Below are 17,916 nucleotides of genomic sequence, written 5' to 3' on the forward strand. Positions count from 1 at the left end.
GTCTACAGTACCTCCGCGAATCGGGCACTATGCTTGCGGAACACTGTGATTCCGGCGAATAGAATAACTACGGTCAAAATATATGGAAGAATCGAAAGCACCGGGGAACCCACAAACGTCCATACGGTAGGTATGTCCTCAGGAGACAGCAGGTTGTGGCGCACATCCATAATCGCCTGCGTGCTGGGGACCATCATCATATATTTGGCCGCCCAAGCGAATTCCGGTGCACGCTGACCCACCATGCTTATTGGGTAGATAATCGGGGTGGCGTAGAACATCGCCTGCATCAGTACTTCCCAAATATGAGCCACATCACGGAAATATACGTATAAGGTGCTCAACAGCAAAGCGATTCCGAGGGCAAGCAGATACAATTGAAGGATGTTGAGCGGTACCAGCAACAATCGCCATGTGTAGTGGGCGTGGGAGAAGAATCCGAAGCAGATGACGACTACCAGATTGATGCCAAGGGAAATCATCGATCCCATGGTGTTCGACGCCACAATGATGTAACTGGGGAAATGGACCTTACGCATCAAATCACCGCGGTCGACGATGCCACGCATGCCCGTGGTGGTCGCCTCATTGAAGAACGACCACAAGCAGGTGCCGCATAGCAACGAGATGGCGAAAGTCGGAGTTCCATCCGAGAACTTCAGGAATCGGACGAACACCACATACATCACCGCAAACAGCATCAACGGTTTAAGAACCGACCAAGCCATGCCCAGGAACGACCCTTGATACCGGAGCTGGAAGTCGGTTTTCACCAGTTCCTTGAACACAACCAGCGAATACCGGTATTTGGACTTCAATCGTTGTAGAGGATTACCCATAGTAACGACAGTATAGCAAGGGACGGGTATCTGCCGCTGGGATGCCCCGGCCCGTCGTGCAAGAAGAATGTTCGGTTAGCGAGACAAGGATTGTGCCGGATAGGCATAATCCTGTTCGAAATAACGCTCGCTACTTCACATCGAAGAAAGTGGTGTCGTCGGCCAGGTAGTTCTTGCCGGCGGTCATGTCGTACTGGACGAGACGGTACTCCTTGAGCAGCTGCTTTTGTTCCTTGGAGAGGCTCCTGCGCCTGATGGGATTGCCGTTGCCGTCCAGATACGTGGTGGACGTGTCATCGGCGAATCCGCCCGCGCCGAGTACCAGACGCTCCACGGCAGGCAGATCGGCGCGCACGGCGGACAGGAACTGCAGATACGGGGAGATCTTCGCGTTCATGTGCTCGCTGGCCAGCGTCATGAAATAGTTCGGCGACGTGTAGTTCGTGTTGGCCGTGGCAGGATCGAGCTTTACGCCGGAACCGGCCGCGCCGGACGCCTGGTTCGACCAGATGAAATAGTCGGTCTCGTGCAGGGCGAGCGTGTTGTTCTTGTCCGATGCGGCGGTCACGTAGTCGCCGGAGAGATGGTCGCCGTAGAAGATCACGGTGACCGGCTTGTCCATGGCGTTCAACTGATTCAGGAAATCCGCCGTCGCCTGATCGGTGATGTTCACGCCCTTCATGTACGTGTTCACCGCATAGCGCTCGTCATCCCCAAGATTCTCGGAGACGTTCGCCCAGTCGAACTGATTGTCGCTATACCAGCCGCTGTGCGGGGAATGATTCTGTATCGTGACCAGCTGCAGGAACTGCGGATGCTGTTCCTTGTTGACTTGATCGATTACGTTCTGATAAGCAGCCGCATCGCTCACATACGGGTTGCCGTCGATCGTGTCCTGATGGGCGATGGCCGGGGCGCTGTCCAACGTATAGAGGTGGTCGAAACCGAACTTCTTGTAGACCGAATCGCGCAGATACATGTTTTTGTAATACGGGTGGAACGCGGTGGAGCCGGTCTTGCCGTAGTGCGCGTTCCAAATCTGGTTGAACGAGTACGGGCTCTTTTGATGGGGGACGAGCTCCTGGTACATGGACTGCATCGAATCGTCGAACAGCGCGAGGTCCAGACCGGTCAGCGTCTGGTATTCGATATTCGCCGTCCCCCCCCCGTAACCGGGGGAGAGCATGAGGCCGGAGGTCGTGGAATCCTTGACGGCACGGATGTTCGGCATCGGATCTTCAAGTACGCTGATGCCGGGTACGCGCGTCGGATCAGAGAACGTCTCCGACAAAATCATGATGACCGTGCTGTCGGTGAGATTGTTCACGCGCGTCCGGTTCGTGGTCTGCGCCTGCTTGGCGTACTTCTTCGCCAGCGCCTCCATCGTCTCCCGATTGTAGCCCTCCGGCTTGTCCATGATCTTCGGATGCGTGAGACGAAGGAAGTTGATCGCCGCGCCGTTGTTCGTCGCGTCACCGGTAACGCTCCACGGCTGCGGAGAGTCGCCCCAGCTTTTCGCCCACTCATACCACCACGCGCCGGGAATGCTCAACGTCCACGTGAACGAGCACAGCAGCGCGATGCTCGTTCCGGCGGCGACGAGACGTGTGACATTGCCCGCGATGGTCTTCACATTGCGGAAAGGGCGCCACCAGTGGAACGGGATTACGCAGCGGCGGCCATCCACGAGCTGGAGAACCAGACAGATCACGGTCAGCCAGACGAGCATCGTGATCGTGCCGTCGACCAGCGGCTGGCTGTCCTCCGGAATGAACGAGGCGATTTCGCCGCCATTGCCGCTGAAGATGAAACTCAGGTCCGAAGGGATGATCGGCTCGTTGCGCAGGTCCATCTTGATGCTGTTCGCCACTGCGTACACGCTCATCACGATTGCAAAGACGGCCGTCGCCACCCAGAACCGGTTCAGTACGAATACGAGCACCAGATAAATCATGCCGAGTGCGCAGAAGTTGAGTAGCCAGTTGAGCTTGATGGTGTCGTCTGTGCCGTCGCCCGACAGCCACATCTGCGCGACGAAGCGCGTCAACTGGCCGTTCACGCTGTTGAGGGCCTTCGTGGTGTCGTCCACCGCGTTCGAATCGTCGTACGAAGGCTCCGAGTACATGCCCCACTGGATGAAGATCGTGGCGGCGGCGGTCATCAGCGCCATGACGACGACGTACAGGGTGTACGGGCACTTCGGGCGTTTCCTCCACAGGTCGCGCAGTGGTTTGAGTGCCGCGAGCAGCAGTCGGATCGGAGGATTCGTGACGGCGACGAACGCGTCCGAAGCCGTGATGGACGCGATGGAGGCAATCATGGCATCGGACGCGGCATCGGTTATGGTCGTATGCGTGCGGCGCCTGAAATCGACGGAGCCAAGCATCGCGGGATGTGTGGATACGACCAGATGCTCGGCCTCCGTCGGCTGTTTCTGCTCCACGGAGACGACGTCCACGCCCTTGCCCTGATTCTGTGGTTCGTCCACGTGCTCCACCTGTTCCTATCCGGCAACGTACCGGCACATTGTAAACGCAGGTTCAGGACGAATTCACTCGATGTTCACATGACCTCGGCCGTATGACCATATACAGAATCCCAGCAATTGTCTGAATCGTTCGGGCAGAATTATTCAATTGCACGCGCTGCTGCGTGGTCGAAGGTCAGCCGTGGCAGTTGCTCCCATTCGGTAGCATCGGAAGGGACGTATTCAAACAGTTCGGCGCCGTTGTGCTCGAGTCGGTGGAGCATGTGTCCGTTATTGAGGATTATTTTCAACGACGGGTTGATTTCAGTCTCTTCGTCCTTGAATGCTTCGTCGTAATTCTCGCGTGCGGCGGTCATCGCATACTCTTCCCAGACGGTTCTTCCCGTCTCCCCGTTGACGGTGAACACGACGGCTTCTACCGCCTTGCTCGACTGCTTCCACGTTGCAAGGAGTCCAGCGTTTTCTTGAGTGGATTCACGGTGTGTCCACCCATATGGCGCCCTTTCTGTCCCTAGACAGCCCTGCTCTGAGACTGTCACGTTGCTTGGAAGATAGCACACGTAATTCAACCTATTCTTGGAATGTCATTTGTTTTGCCACAAGCAAAATCGTTGTCGTGCGATCTCTGGCATAGTCATACTCAGGCAAACAAGATGCCTCTGTATTATGAGAATCGATTCAAAGCCAATAAAATTGCTGTAGCTGGTTCTATTGTTTTGTCGGCAAAGGAGCGGCTGTATGTCGATTGAGTGAGAAGAGGATATTGTCGACCCGTTTCAATAATTCATCATAGGTAATGATATCGGATATGTCGGAATAGCGCCGCTTCATAATTTCAAAATCTGCACGCTCTTCTTGTGATAAATCGTCGCGTCCTATCAGGACTATTCCTCTTGGATTTGTCAGATTCAGCTTCATATCATCGGGGATTTGAGAGGAATATTTGGTGCCTAATAACTGTTCCCCGCTGGCTCCCCACCGAACAAGATTATGAAGATATTTTTCCGTTTGCATGATTGCACCTTCGGTTTCATGCCCTAAAAGATAGTTATCTCTGTAGCGGCCTCTTCTGACAAGGGAATGTGCAAACGGTTTCTTGATTTCCAATACGTCGATAAAGCCGTTTGCATCGACCAAGAGCATATCAATGCGCCGTTGCGACGACTCGGTTGATATTGAATCAGGTATGGTGACCTGATTGATTAAGGTGATATATTGTGGATAAATTAATAAGAATAACTTTGACACCTCAGTCTGCCATGTCGCTTCGGGATAGCTGTCCGCGTCGGCCAGCATAGCTTTCAGCGTATCGCGGATGTAGACAAATTTTGATGTTTCCATCTCCGTAAGCGTTGAGGGAAGGGCTGGGGTAGTGGGGACTGTTGTTTTTCTGCGTATCCTACGCCAAGCGGCCTCAAGTCGTTGCTCTGTATCAGGTTTGCAGGGAATGTAATCCGATATCGCTCGTGCTATGCAGGCCTCAGAATACCGGCGTAAAATATTTCGTGTAGGGAACTGCGAAAGCAATTCGAGAAAGATCTGCTTCGGAATTGCGTTTTCCGAGCTTCCCCCTATAATAATTGGCCCATCGATAATGCTGTCTATTTTGGCGAATATGGATATATTGTCTACGGTAGTAAATAGCTTTCTTTCGAGTCTAATGTCGTTGGAGATTAGTAAATCATGATGAAGTTCAAGTATGTGCGCATTGATTTTATAATACTCTCCCTCGATTGTTCCGATTTTGAAATAAGCAGTGTCGTCATATTCATCGTTGATTTCAGGAGTGTCTTCCAGATTATATTTATCTGCTGCTGCAAATGAAAAAGTTCGCGCAATGGTGATAATGCCGCTGTTGGACAGTCTTTCGGCAATCCAATCTGTTCCATTGATTGGAGAATAGGCAAGTATTATATTGTTGTTTATAACAATAAATCTAATGCTAGTGGTCATGACCAATCATATCTTCCACTATTGCTTATTGCATGTTCTTGATTTTATGGTCGTAGACGTGCTTTTCGAGTAGGCGGATGTGCTGGGTGACGGCGCACTCCAGACGTTGCTTACGCGTGATTTTGCCGAGCAGTTCGTTGAGTTCCGCTTGGTCGGCGGTGTGCTGCGTCTGGCTTTCCGGGGTGCGGAAGTCGGGGGCGGTGCGCTGCTCGTTGACGGCGCCGACCATCGTGTAGTAGCTGCGCATCGGCAGGATTCCCTTGTCCAGGCAGAGGCGGAAGTTGTGGGCGCCGGCGGCGAAGTTGTCATGGTAGAAGCCGAAGCTGCGCTCCTTGTGCGTGACGGAGCCGGCGGATTGCAGCCAATTGTACAGGTTCACGTTCAGGTCGACGACCTTCTTCATGCGCGAGTACAGGTCGCCGGCGACCATCACGTCCTGCGCGTACATGCCCTCCGGGAAGCGCACGCCGTCCCACAGTTCGCGACGGTACAGGCGGCACCAGTTCGCCTCGTTGAAGTAGCGGGCCTCCGTGCTGTGGCCGAGCTTGTCGCCGATCAGTCGCAGGCTCTTGCAGAACACGGTCTGGTAGGCGCGCAGCGGCTCGGTGAACACGGTCACGTGCGCCGGCTCGGCCGCGCCTTCCGCCGCCTCCGCGGCCACGTCGTCGATCTGCGAGACGCCGAACTGGCGCCACCGCGCCTTGCTCATGTCCGCGCCCGTCGAGAGCAGCGCATGCAGCAGCAGTTCGATGTTGCGCCGGTCGAGGATGTCGTCGTTGTCGGCGAACGCGATGTACGCGCCGTGCGCCGCGTCCAATCCCGCGTTCTGCGCCTTCGCGATGCCGCCGTTCTTCTGATGGATCACGCGCACGCGGTTGTCGCGGCGCTGGTAGTCGTCCAGAATGCGCGGGCTCGCGTCCGTCGCGCCGTCGTCGACGAGGATGACCTCCAGATGCGGGTACGACTGGTGGAGAATCGAATCCACGCAATACCGCAGATACTCTTCAGCGTTGTACACCGGCACGATGATGGAGACAAGCGGATGCTGCGTGGAACCCTGCGGCATGATGGAATCGGGCCTTCCCGTGAAAAACAATATTGTGTGGACACGTCCAGTATAACGAGAGATACGTCGGGCACGTCGGTGAGGAATTCGCAATATAGCATGCTCGGTAGGATGGTACGAAACGCACATGGACGGTGAAAGGTTTGAAGCCATGGTGGATAATACGCTGGAGAACAAGTACCCGGATCTGGTGATCGTGGGCGCGGGCCTGTTCGGTCTGACGGTCGCGCAGCAGGCGGCGGAGCACACGGGCGTGCGCGTGCACATCATCGACGTGCGCGATCATATCGGCGGCAACGCGTACTCGTACTTCGACGAGGAGACGGGCGCGGAGATCCACAAGTACGGAGCCCACCTGTTCCACACCTCCAACAAGCGCGTGTGGGATTACGTGAACCGTTTCACCGAGTTCACCGACTACGTGCACCGCGTGTACGCGACGCATGACGGCGTCGTCTACCCGCTGCCGATCAACCTGGGCACGATCAACCAGTTCTTCGGCAAGGCGTACACGCCGGCCGAGGCGCGCGCGGTGATCGAGGAGCAGGCCGGCGAGCTGGCCGGCACCGATCCGCAGAACCTCAACGACAAGGGCATCCAGCTGATCGGCCGCCCGCTGTACGAGGCGTTCATCAAGAACTATACGGGCAAGCAGTGGCAGACCGATCCCTCGGAGCTGCCCGCGTCGATCATCAAGCGCTTGCCGGTGCGCTTCAACTACGACAACCGCTACTTCAAGGACACGTGGGAGGGTCTGCCGAAGGACGGCTACACGAAGTGGATGGAGCGCATGATCGACGATCCGCGCATCACCGTGGAGCTGGGCATCGACTTCTTCGACGAGTCGCAGCCGTACAACAAGAAGGCGCTGCAGGCGGCGGGCGTGCCGGTCGTGTACACGGGTCCGATCGACCGCTACTTCGACTACGAGCTGGGCGATCTCAAGTGGCGCACCGTGAACTTCAAGGAGGTCCGCTACGACGAGGGCGACCACTTCGGCTGCCCGGTCATGAACTTCTCCGACGCGGACGTGCCGTACACCCGCGCCATCGAGTTCAAGAACTTCAACCCGGAGCGTCGCGAGCAGCAGAACCCGAACAAGACCGTGGTGTGGGAGGAGTACTCCCGCTTCGCCGAGCGCGGTGACGAGCCGTACTACCCGATCAACACGGACGCCGACAAGAAGCTGTACGCCGAGTACGAGGCGAAGGCCAAGGCCGAGCCGAAGACCGTGTTCGGCGGCCGTCTCGGCACGTACAAGTACTACGACATGCACAACGTGATCGACACCGCCCTCACCGCCTATGAGGAGCAGGTCGCCCCGCTCCTCGCCGATTCGGCCAAGTAGGCCGGTTATGCGATGACTGTCTCCTTGGTCCGAATTCCGCCGGGCCAAGGAGACAGTCATCATTGCAGTGCGCTCAGATCCACGGTGAACGGCAATGTCGCCGGCAGCTGTTCGGGGGCGATGAACGTGCTGTGCCTTGCGTCTCAGCGTGTCTTGCCGCTTTTCCGTGAATGGGTGTAACGTTTTTCTCTTTTTGCGAGGTGCAATCGTAACGTTTTGCGGAATGGGGCGTGATTGCATGGATGTATTGTTTTCTCCGCCTCCTTATTTTCAGTATACTGAAAATAAGGAGGCGGCATGGTTGTGGATTATATTGCACGTGAGAAACTGATGTCTGCGCTGGAGAGTCACCGGAATACGCCCGAAATCAAGGTGCTCACTGGTGTTCGTCGCTGCGGCAAGAGCACGCTGCTGGATCGGTATGCGCAATCATTGCTGGATCAGGGGCTGCCGGAGCGCAACATCTACCATCGTCGCTTCGACTCCTTCGATACGCCCATCGGGTACTCCGCCACGGACCTGTACGACGATCTCCGCCGTGCGTTTGACACCGCCGGGTCGGGGCCGTTCGTCGTGCTGCTTGACGAGATCCAGGACGTGCCCGGCTGGGAGCAGGTCGTGCGGCGGTTGCACACACGCGCCGACACGGACGTCTACATCACAGGATCGAACGCAAGACTGCTGTCCGGCGAACTCGCCACGTACCTGACCGGACGATACGTCGAAATCCCCGTGTACCCGCTGTCCTACGACGAATACGCGACGCATATGGCGAAACGGCGGCCCGGCGCGAGCGAGGATCTGCTGTTCGCCGACTACATGATGTTCGGCGGCATGCCGGGCCTCTACGCAACCGGAACCGTCGAACCGGACCGCGCGCGGGCAGGCGAGGTGCTCGACGCCGTCTACGAGTCCGTGGTGGTCAAGGACGTGGCGCGACGTTACGGCATCCGCGACCTCGCGACGTTGGAGAAGCTGAGCCGGTACCTGTTCGCGACCTCCGGCAACCTGTTCTCCACCAACAATGTGGTGAACACGCTCAACAGCGCCGGACTAAAGGTGACATACGCCACCGTCGACAACCAGATCGACGCGTTGGAGAAGGCGTTCATCGTATACGGGTGCGAACAGTCGCGCATCCGCGGGCGGCAGCTGCTGCGACCGCAACGCAAGTACTATCCCGTCGACAACGGGTTCCGCAACCTCGCCAACGGCTTCAACGGGGCGGACCGTGGCGCGCAGCTCGAAGGCATCGTCTACATGGAGTTGCGCAGACGCGGCTGGAACGTGACCATCGGAGCGTTGCCGGGCGGCGAAATCGACTTCGTGGCGCGGCGTGGCGCGGAACGGCAGTATATTCAGGTCACGTTGAACATGACGGAGGAGCAGACGCGCGAACGCGAGTTGACGCCGTTGCGCAAGCTCGACGACGCATTCCCGCGGACCGTGCTCACCCTCGACCGGTTCAGCGAAGGCGTCACCGAAGAGGGAATCCGCATCCTCAACGCGATGGACTGGTTACGGAAGTGACGACGGGGCTTTTGCCCGCCGGAAACAGCCGAACCGAAACCGGGCATAATGATCGGAGCGGATTCGGCTCTTTTCTTTGAAACAAACTGACGGTAAACTCGCGGGCTATGTCTGACGAGAAGAGCACAAGCAGTATGGGCGCGGCCGGCGCGCCCGGTAGTAGTAACGCCGGCGCCTCCACCGGTACCTCCTCCACCTTGGAATCCGTCGAATCCCTCGACGCCGGCAACGAGATGGACCGTGGCCTCAACAACCGCCACGTGCAGTTCATCGCCATCGGCGGCACCATCGGCACCGGCCTGTTCCTCGGATCCGGCAAATCCATCGCCCTGACCGGCCCGAGCATCGTGTTCGTGTACATCGGCGTCGGCCTCGTGATGTTCATGCTGATGCGCGCCATCGGCGAGATGATGTACCGCGACCCGAGCCAGCACACGTTCATCAACTTCATCACCCGCTACCTCGGCAACGGGTGGGGCAAGTTCGCCGGGTGGTCGTACTGGATCGTGCTCGTGCTCATCGGCATGACCGAGATCACCGCCGTATCCACGTATTTCATCACGTTCTTCAACACGTTCGACATCGACCTGACGCCATGGAAATGGCTCATCGAACTCGTGTTCCTCGTCGTGCTCGCCACCATCAACCTCATCGCCGTGAAAGCGTTCGGAGAAGCCGAATTCTGGTTCTCGATGATCAAGATCACGCTGATCTGCGCGATGATCGTCACCGCCGTCGTCATGGTCATCGTCGGCTACCACTACGGCGCGGTGCACATCCCCGGCCACGACGGCGTCTCGCCCGCCGGCACCGCCAGCCTCGCCAACCTGTTCCACGACTTCTCCATCGCGCCCAACGGCTGGCTCGCATTCCTCATGAGCTTCCAGATGGTGTTCTTCGCCTACGAGGCCATCGAATTCGTCGGCGTCACCGTGTCCGAAACGCAGAACCCGCGCAAGGTGCTGCCGAAGGCCATCAACGAAATCATCATGCGCATCCTCATCTTCTACGTGGGCGCGCTCGTCGCCATCATGTGCATCGTGCCGTGGACCTCGTTCACGCCGAACAAGGACGGCTCCTTCGCATCCCCGTTCATCATGGTGTTCCAGTACGCCGGACTCAACTGGGCATCCGCGCTCGTCTTCTTCGTCGTCATCACCGCCGCGTCGTCGTCGCTCAACTCGCTCCTCTACTCGGCCGGACGCCACCTCTACCAGCTCGCGAGCGAATCCGACTCGCCCGCGTTCTCGAAGATCGGCGTCGTGTCGAAACGCCGCGTGCCGGCGCGCGCGATCCTGATCTCCGCCGCATGCGTGCTCATGTCGCCCGTCATCAACGCGTTCCCGCAGGTGCACAGCGCGTTCGTGCTGTTCTCGTCCGCATCCAGCGCGGTGATCATCTTCATCTATATTCTGACGATGGTCGCGCACCAGAAGTACCGTCGCTCCGCCGACTTCATCAGCGACGGATTCATCATGCCCGCGTACAAGTTCACGAACACCTTCGCCATCGTGTTCTTCGTGTTCATCTACGTGACGCTGTTCCTCGCGTCCGACACGATCGGCTCCGGCATCGCCGGACTCGTGTGGCTCGCCGTGTTCGGCGGCTACTGCCTGCTTCACGACCGGTTCCAGAACCGTGACCTCAAGGCCGCGTTGCGGCGTTGACGCCCGTCATGTCGCCGTTTGTGCGGTGTTGCATGAGTGGGAGTATGGAAGCCCGCCCGGTGGTTCCCACCGTGGCGGGCTTCCGTGTTCGTTGCGTGGGTGCGCACGTCACGTGTGTCACGTGTAAGCGCTGACACGTCCGGGAAAGAGGGCAGATTCTGTATGAGATTTCACAGTGTGACACGCCGTCCGCTGGTGGTTGCGGCCGCGGGAAGCACGCTGGTGCCGGAAGAGCTGGTGATGACCACCCCCAATCGGCTACGCCGACAGCCCCCGCCAGCGGGGGCCGAGAAACGGGCGACGGTGGCGGCGCTGTTGCGGCGGCCACTGCGACTGGCGGTGGTGTGCGGACGGTGCGGAGCACGGGAGGCGCGCACGACACCCACCCTGACCCCGACCTCGGCGACCAGCTGCGCGACGTCAGCGACTAGGAGAGCGGTACTGGCTTTGCGCCCCCTTTAGGGGGAGCTGGCGGCCGCAGGTCGACTGAGGGAGTATCCGGACCTCAGTCCGGCCGTGAAAATCGGCCCTCTCTAACGGGACATCGCCGTCAAGCAAACGCCAGCGGCGTTTGTAGGCGATGTGCGAGCCGGCCGGCGAGCTGATATATGGTCAGCCGAAGGCTGTCCATAATTGTCGGACGGTTGGCCCGCGTAGAGATCTGATTCCTGGCCCCCTCTGACGAGGGGGCTGTCCGCGGAGCGGACTGGGGGAGAGATAGCCGGAACGTGCCGTTTGCAGCAGTTGCCGTCCGCCACGCCATCAGATACGATTTCAGACGTGAGGAAGATCGTTCTCCTCCGGTTCGTCTTCGTATTGTTTGATAGCAATATGCAATTTGTTTTGCGCTCTGCAGATTAAATCGTGAATCAACATGGGGTTATTCTCTTGGAATGTATCCAAAGAATCCAATGCGCTATGGGCATAATCTGAATCCTGTCGAGAGGAAATGGTAAATGAAAGATTTCGCATGACTTGGGATTCCGATGCGACTATGGAATATAAAAGAAGGAAATTGATGAAACCAAATTCTATGCGGTCCATATTTCTGATAGTATTGATTGTGATTGGCGTATCGTCATTCATTGATTTGATGACATAGGCAACGTCATCGGCTTTGAAGAAATGCGAAATTCTTGTGTTGAATATATAGTTGCCGATATAGGAAACGGTGTTATCAATGTCGGTGGATAACATGTCATATGTTATAACGTTTAAGTGGTTATAGTATTGCCTGTAAAAAGTAGCAATCTGCCTTTCACTTGAATGGGTCCGCATATCATGGGCGCACTGGAAAATTGCATCGCAAAGGATGCCTTTGGATGGAAGATTGTCAAAAATCGCTTCAACGATAATGGGGCTTCTATTGTTTTGCGCAATTTGCAGGAGGCATTGTTCGAGCGCTGTGCCAAAGAGTTCGCTGGGTAACCTGTCTATCCATCTTGAGGCCTCATGCGCATTTTCCCAAGAGTGGTTTGTGAGGATATCGGTTATGAGTCGAAGTGTATTTGCGCGTAGCTCTTGACATGTTTTCTCGTCTTCGGTGTAGTCGTAGAGCGTAGAGTTCGTAGTTTGTACCGCTTCTATAGCTTCTTCGATATTGTCGCTCATTGTGACGATGCGGTTAGCTGCTGTCGTGACAAATAATGCCATTTGGTTTATTCTGTTTGTGGTATCTCCATGAAAGAAGTTAATATGATTTCTGTCAACTGGAAGCGGATGACCATAGATAAGGTCTTTGCACTGTGTCGGATGTTTCGAACATATGTCAAGCCATAGTTGTAAATCTGCATTGCGCTCTACCTTGCTTAAAACGAGTATTTTAGTAACCTCTGTATCTTCCGATTGCTCAAGCGCGGAAGACATCATTGAATCAAACAATCGCCACTTACTTAATGTATAATCTCGAAGATTGGCAATCTTTTTGCTTATGGTTTTCGTAGATTGCCATGGACTTTTGGCTGAAAAAAAGATTGTAGAGGTTAAAATACCTAATTTCACTAAGGACTATATTCCAGTAGGTGACTTGATCGGACGTTGTGAGGAATTTTCTTGCGAACCGGTCTATTGGATTAGTTTGGCCCGTTTTTATATATTGTGAGTAATGATATACGTAATTGTTTTTATATGCCTTCTCGATTTGATACTCCGCATATTGTTGAGCGATTTTTGAAGAATCGCCTCTAATCCAAAGTAAGGAAAGACAGCCGTTGACTGTTAATAGGAGACATAGTACGCAAAAACAGTATAGAGATGTCCATAAATAGAACAATGGGGATTTGGTGTCAAATTTCAGCAGTCCAGATTTTGCTATTAGGGAGGGCATTTTGACTGTTGAGGAAATCGGTAATATGTAAAGAAGTGTGAGTGCTATTCCAAATGTTTTGGATTGAATGAGTTGAAAACCTATATGCTCATTGAGCAGTATTTTACTTCGATTGGACATGAGGTAGGTGTCATTGTCATTGTCCTTGACGAACGAGTTAATGAATGAGATTGATAGCGAAATTAGTGCTGTCAGCCCCATGGTGAATTGCAATGTGCTTTGAAGATAACGTTCGTCTGATGGCAGTATTTTATCAAATACTACTTTTGGAATATCTGTAATTACGGCTGCTGTGATGCAAAATATAAAAATAGCCCTAATGTTCATATCGGATAATATATATTTCATTCTGGCGTAGAATTTATATCTTCTCAGTCCATTAATGCAATATGCCGTATTTCGCATTATTTCTTTAATAAATGGAATGAAGATGCATAGGAAAATAAATGGTGAAATTATTTTCACATACTCGGGGAGTGAAGATAGTCCTTGTATCATTAATTTAATGACTTGTGATAGATTGTTTATCATACTTTCAATACTTCATTCGTTTTTGTTTATTGATTTGGGAGGTTTTGAGGTGCTATGAGGCGAAGGACGCCGTAAATCAGTAGCCATAATCCTAAGATGACGCACAGTGCCGAAGCGCAAAAGAACGGGAGGATGATTAGGCCGTCCGCATTATTGGCGGCACAGAACGCGCACAATGCTGCTATTACACTCAATACTATTATAGCGATTTTCCTCAGCCAGCCCATCTCGGTGCGAATCAGCATCCCCGCAATCACCGCTGCGATGGCGAATCCGACTGTGACTCCAGCGACTATCTTAGGGTGCTGATTCGTATACTGAATGAAAGACAATTGTGAATTGCCGCACGTGACGTTATACAGCATCCACAGCTGGAACGGCAAAAGAGACAATGCCGAATACCGTGGAATGCGGAGCATCCTAGTCGCCGTGCTGCTCTCATCACGTGGCGCGATGAAGAACGTGACGCCGAGCTGGGCGAGTATCATCGTGCGGAACAGGATGCCGGCTGGAGTGTTGGGCAGCGCTGTGGCCGTTGTGGTGGACGGTGACAGAATTGTTACCGTTGTTAAATGCGTCAACGATGCATACAGCACCAATAGCACCATTTGAATGGCGAAGAACGTCACCATTGGAATGATGTTACGGAGACGGGGAATCAGCAGTCCGGAGACGTAGGTGATACGTTCCGGCGCATCCTCCGGCTCCTCGTCATCGTGTTCCCGCATGTGCAGTGACGTGAAGAGCTCCGTATCGCTGATGATGCTTTGTTCATCGCCTTCGTAATGATCACGTACGAGAACAGGACGTACATCCTTGGCGAAACGATGAACCAGAAATGTGGATGAGCGTAGCCATATGTACGGCTTGTTGAATTCCCTGAACAACATCATGGCGAGGGTGATTCTGCCGGCTTTGACGACGAATGCGCGGACGGAGGCAAGACAAGACTTGAAGCCGGCGATTCTGCCGGCTTTGTTCTCGGACTGGGTGCCGGGTCTCGGTTTTGGTGCCGTTTCCTGGTCTATCGCCTTATTGATTTGATGGATCTCATCTCGTACGCCGTCCAATCGTTCGTATCGTGAAAGAGTGAACTGATATGTGCGTCTTCCGGACGTCTGTGCGGGAATGAAGACAAGAACGGGATAATGCTCCTTGAATTGTTGCAATAGATCCTGATACTGAAACAAGATGGACAGACGATACTTCAGATCGTCCAGATTTTCGGCGCTCTGCTGCGCCGCGTTGTGATGGACACAGTCGCCTCCGAGCAGTGGACCATTCGGAGCCTGCAGAATCCTTTTAAACTCTGTTTCTCGTCGATTTGGCGCCACGGTCCCATAACGGTCTTCCTCATAGTGCCGTATCGCTCCCAGCGCGTCCTTATCCTTTTCCTTATTGGCCGCGTCCTTCCAAGCGGCCACACTGTCCGCAGATATCAGATAGTTGTCATCGAGATGCCAGAAAAACGCATCGAAATCGGCATAGGACCGTTCTATCTGCGCATTCCTGTCTGCCGTCGGCAGGTTGCCGCCCAGATTGAAAATGTGGTCCCAGCCATGGTAGATCTCATTGAGTTCCCCGACCGGCAGCTTCTTGTGATAGCTGAGTTCGTATCTTGCGGAAAGGAAATACGCGGCAATTAATGCGGCGAAAGCATTATTGGCTCCGCGGTGCGTCATATATGAGCCATCGCCGTCGGAAGCGCACATATAGTCGGTGGCGACGTACCTTCGAATAAGAAGCAGCGGAAGAGGAACCAGCTCGCCCTCGTCGAGTCGTCCCAAACCGCAATCCTGTGCAATGCCCTGCACGACAGACCAATCGATTTCGAATGTCCAGGTTTCATCCTGTCGGCCCAGATTGCTGATATCGATGGTACGGCGCTGCTGTTTCAGCCAAGGCCGCTCCCTATCGAACGGAACATGTCTGTCGCTATAACGGAGACACTCATCCACTTGCAGCCTGTATAGGAACTCCATTTCCTTCGACGACAGCAACGACTGGCAATGCTCGGACATGTATTCTCCGGAAGCAAAATGCTCGAATTGGGCGACCATGCCCCCTCCTTTCCTCATACGCTCCCCTTTTTTTCCAATTGGGAGGCGCATGACCGCGGCGACTTCTGCGCTGATACATAGGCTTCTCTGCCTATTGGGTGTTGATGGGTGCTGATGAGCACCGATGCCTAGACGGTCACCGTCTCATTGAGTGGCATGCCGCAGACAAGGTGACATACCGCTCAATGAGTATCTGTGTGCTGCAGGGTCTTCCCGCTACAGAGTCTTGTACGCGTTGAACGGCAGTTTTGCGATTTCCTCTCCACGCTTCCTACGGATGCGCACTGTCTCGATGCAGGAATCCAACAAACCGGATTCATCAGTGCTTCGCCGAGTCATGGGTTTCGGCGTAGTTGTCTGATTGTTCGACACGGTCGCATACTTCAATCCCGGACGATAATGCTGGCTCCGCTGCCACCGGCGCATAGGGTTGGTGATTCCTGAAGTGGTCATGGTCTCTTTCCCCGTCATACGTGTCTTTAAAATTAAGACTCGAGGATACCACAACATATGGGCAAAATTGATAACATAAGCGATTCTTCATCTTTATGCAAGGTTGCGGGATAGACGGCGTGTCGTTGCCTTGCTTGGCGGTGCTCTGGGGGTGCTTGGCGAGCCGAACTGTGCGATGATGGGAGCATGAGTGCAATTGCAGTGAAGCAGGGACAGCAAGAACCGCAGGAACGGCAGGAGTTAGGCGGTGAATCGCCGAATATCGTTCGGTTCGCAGGGAAGGCGCGCGTGCCGCGGCTCGGCATGGGGACGATGGCGCTCGCCATCGAAGGGCGGCCCGACCGCGAGACCGCGATCGCGACGATTCACGCCGGACTCGACGCGGGCGTGCGGTACCTCGACACTGCATGGTCGTACTATCTGCCGTCGGCGCTGGGAGTGGACGGCACGGGGGGGCCGGGCGACTTCGGGTATGGCGAGAAGCTCGTGCGCGACGCGCTCGCCACATGGGACGGGCCGCGCGACGAGGTGCTCGTCGCCACGAAGACCGGATATCGGCGGACGATCGAGGTGCCGGGCGAGGACGCGGCGCCCCGTCAGCATTTGCAGGCGGAGGGGAGCCGGTACGGGTGGATGGCGGATTCGCGGCCGGAGACGATGATTCGTGACGCGAAGGAATCCGCGCGGCACCTCGGTGTGGACGCGCTCGACCTGCTGTATTCGCACGGGCCGGACCCTGCCGTGCCCTACGAGGACCAGGTCGGCGCACTGAAGACGCTGCTTGACGAAGGCGTGATCCGCTATGCGGGCATCTCGCGCGTGAACAACGAGCAGATCGACGTGGCGCGTCGGATTCTCGGGAGCAAGCTCGTCGCCGTGCAGAACCAGTTCTCGCCGTCGCACCCCGATCCGGAGCACACGATGGAGCATTGTGCTTCGCTCGGGCTCGACTTTGTCTGCTGGTCGCCGCTCGGCGGGTTCCTCGACCCGTTCGACAGCCACGCCTACGACCCGTTCCGCGCGGTCGCCGCGGCGCGTGGCATCTCCTACCAGCGGGTAGTGCTCGCATGGGAGCTCACGCGCTACGGCCGGCTGTTCACCATCCCCAGCGCCCGCAACCCGCACGAGATCCGCGACTCCTTCGCCGCGGTCGACCTGCAGTTGTCTGACGAGGAACTGGCGACGCTCGCGGCGTTGGACTGAGGCCCGGTGGCGATGGCTTGGTGACGACCGGGCTAATGGGCGCAGCTGAATGGGTGTGGCATGCTCCTTGCTCCCTGATGTAGGGGGGCTGCCTCGACTCGCGCCGTTGGGGCGTGGGCACCGTGGACTTTGCTCCCCCACGGATGTGGGGGGAGCTGTCCGGCCTTCGGCCGGGTTGAGGGGGAACCGGGCTACGGCCCCTAGACGCATGACCGTTTTCCGTGCGAACCTGCATGGTTTGACGGCGAACCTGCATGGCTTTGGTCCAAACCTGCATGGTTCGGACCCGAACCTGTAGGAATTTGAGCCGAACCTGCGGGGTCGGGCTTGGTGGATGGACCTTTCCGGGATGTTGTGCTGATTCAAGAACGGCGGAATTCCGCGGATTATGCGTTGCTCAGTCGAGGGTGATCGCCCTGTCTTCAGGAGGGGTGTACGCAGGTTCGCGGAAT

Annotated in this window: 11 protein-coding genes; 4 read left to right on the forward strand and 7 right to left on the reverse strand. The window is 55.6% G+C overall.

The genetic code is table 11. The features are described 5' to 3' along the window. Window positions 1-2: 2 nt before the first annotated feature. From BSTEL_RS07065 to BSTEL_RS07080, 5 genes are all read right to left on the reverse strand, one after another. The gene (locus tag BSTEL_RS07065) at window positions 3-839 is read right to left on the reverse strand and encodes an ABC transporter permease (RefSeq protein ID WP_034528772.1); all 837 of its coding nucleotides are present in this window, start codon (window positions 837-839) and stop codon (window positions 3-5) included. A 130-nt stretch (window positions 840-969) separates the two neighbouring features. Continuing rightward, the gene (locus BSTEL_RS07070) at window positions 970-3,327 is read right to left on the reverse strand and encodes an LTA synthase family protein (RefSeq protein WP_338010577.1); all 2,358 of its coding nucleotides are present in this window, start codon (window positions 3,325-3,327) and stop codon (window positions 970-972) included. Window positions 3,328-3,467: 140 nt separating this feature from the next. Continuing rightward, a complete protein-coding gene (locus BSTEL_RS07075) occupies window positions 3,468-3,734 on the reverse strand; it encodes a hypothetical protein (protein WP_034528775.1) in 267 nt (88 codons plus the stop codon). Window positions 3,735-4,035: 301 nt separating this feature from the next. Continuing rightward, window positions 4,036-5,280, reverse strand: a complete 1,245-nt coding sequence (locus tag BSTEL_RS11815; protein WP_084686167.1) for a Shedu immune nuclease family protein — start codon at window positions 5,278-5,280, stop codon at window positions 4,036-4,038. A 25-nt stretch (window positions 5,281-5,305) separates the two neighbouring features. Beyond that, window positions 5,306-6,346, reverse strand: coding sequence for a glycosyltransferase family 2 protein (locus tag BSTEL_RS07080; protein ID WP_034528778.1), 1,041 nt, complete (start codon window positions 6,344-6,346; stop codon window positions 5,306-5,308). A gap of 151 nt (window positions 6,347-6,497) precedes the next feature. Here BSTEL_RS07080 and glf point away from each other — a divergent pair, with 151 nt between their 5' ends. The 3 genes from glf (at window position 6,498) to BSTEL_RS07095 (ending at window position 10,891) form a co-directional block, all read left to right on the forward strand. Continuing rightward, a complete protein-coding gene (gene glf / locus BSTEL_RS07085; RefSeq protein ID WP_034528781.1) occupies window positions 6,498-7,694 on the forward strand; it encodes a UDP-galactopyranose mutase in 1,197 nt (398 codons plus the stop codon). Window positions 7,695-7,997: 303 nt separating this feature from the next. Next, window positions 7,998-9,224: an ATP-binding protein gene (locus BSTEL_RS07090; protein WP_420796396.1), complete on the forward strand. Its 1,227-nt coding sequence runs from the start codon at window positions 7,998-8,000 to the stop codon at window positions 9,222-9,224. A 107-nt stretch (window positions 9,225-9,331) separates the two neighbouring features. Then, complete coding sequence (locus tag BSTEL_RS07095; protein ID WP_034528787.1) at window positions 9,332-10,891, forward strand: amino acid permease; 1,560 nt, start codon at window positions 9,332-9,334, stop codon at window positions 10,889-10,891. A gap of 774 nt (window positions 10,892-11,665) precedes the next feature. Here BSTEL_RS07095 and BSTEL_RS07100 read toward each other — a convergent pair. Next, complete coding sequence (locus tag BSTEL_RS07100; RefSeq protein WP_156963210.1) at window positions 11,666-12,892, reverse strand: hypothetical protein; 1,227 nt, start codon at window positions 12,890-12,892, stop codon at window positions 11,666-11,668. A gap of 882 nt (window positions 12,893-13,774) precedes the next feature. After that, complete coding sequence (locus BSTEL_RS07105) at window positions 13,775-15,808, reverse strand: DUF308 domain-containing protein (RefSeq protein WP_034528792.1); 2,034 nt, start codon at window positions 15,806-15,808, stop codon at window positions 13,775-13,777. 756 nt (window positions 15,809-16,564) lie between these two features. On the opposite strand from BSTEL_RS07105, the gene BSTEL_RS07110 reads away from it, so the two are divergent. Continuing rightward, a complete protein-coding gene (locus BSTEL_RS07110; RefSeq protein WP_238567665.1) occupies window positions 16,565-17,464 on the forward strand; it encodes an aldo/keto reductase in 900 nt (299 codons plus the stop codon). Window positions 17,465-17,916: the final 452 nt, after the last annotated feature.

Source organism: Bifidobacterium stellenboschense, assembly GCF_000741785.1.
GTDB classification, from domain to species: domain Bacteria; phylum Actinomycetota; class Actinomycetes; order Actinomycetales; family Bifidobacteriaceae; genus Bifidobacterium; species Bifidobacterium stellenboschense.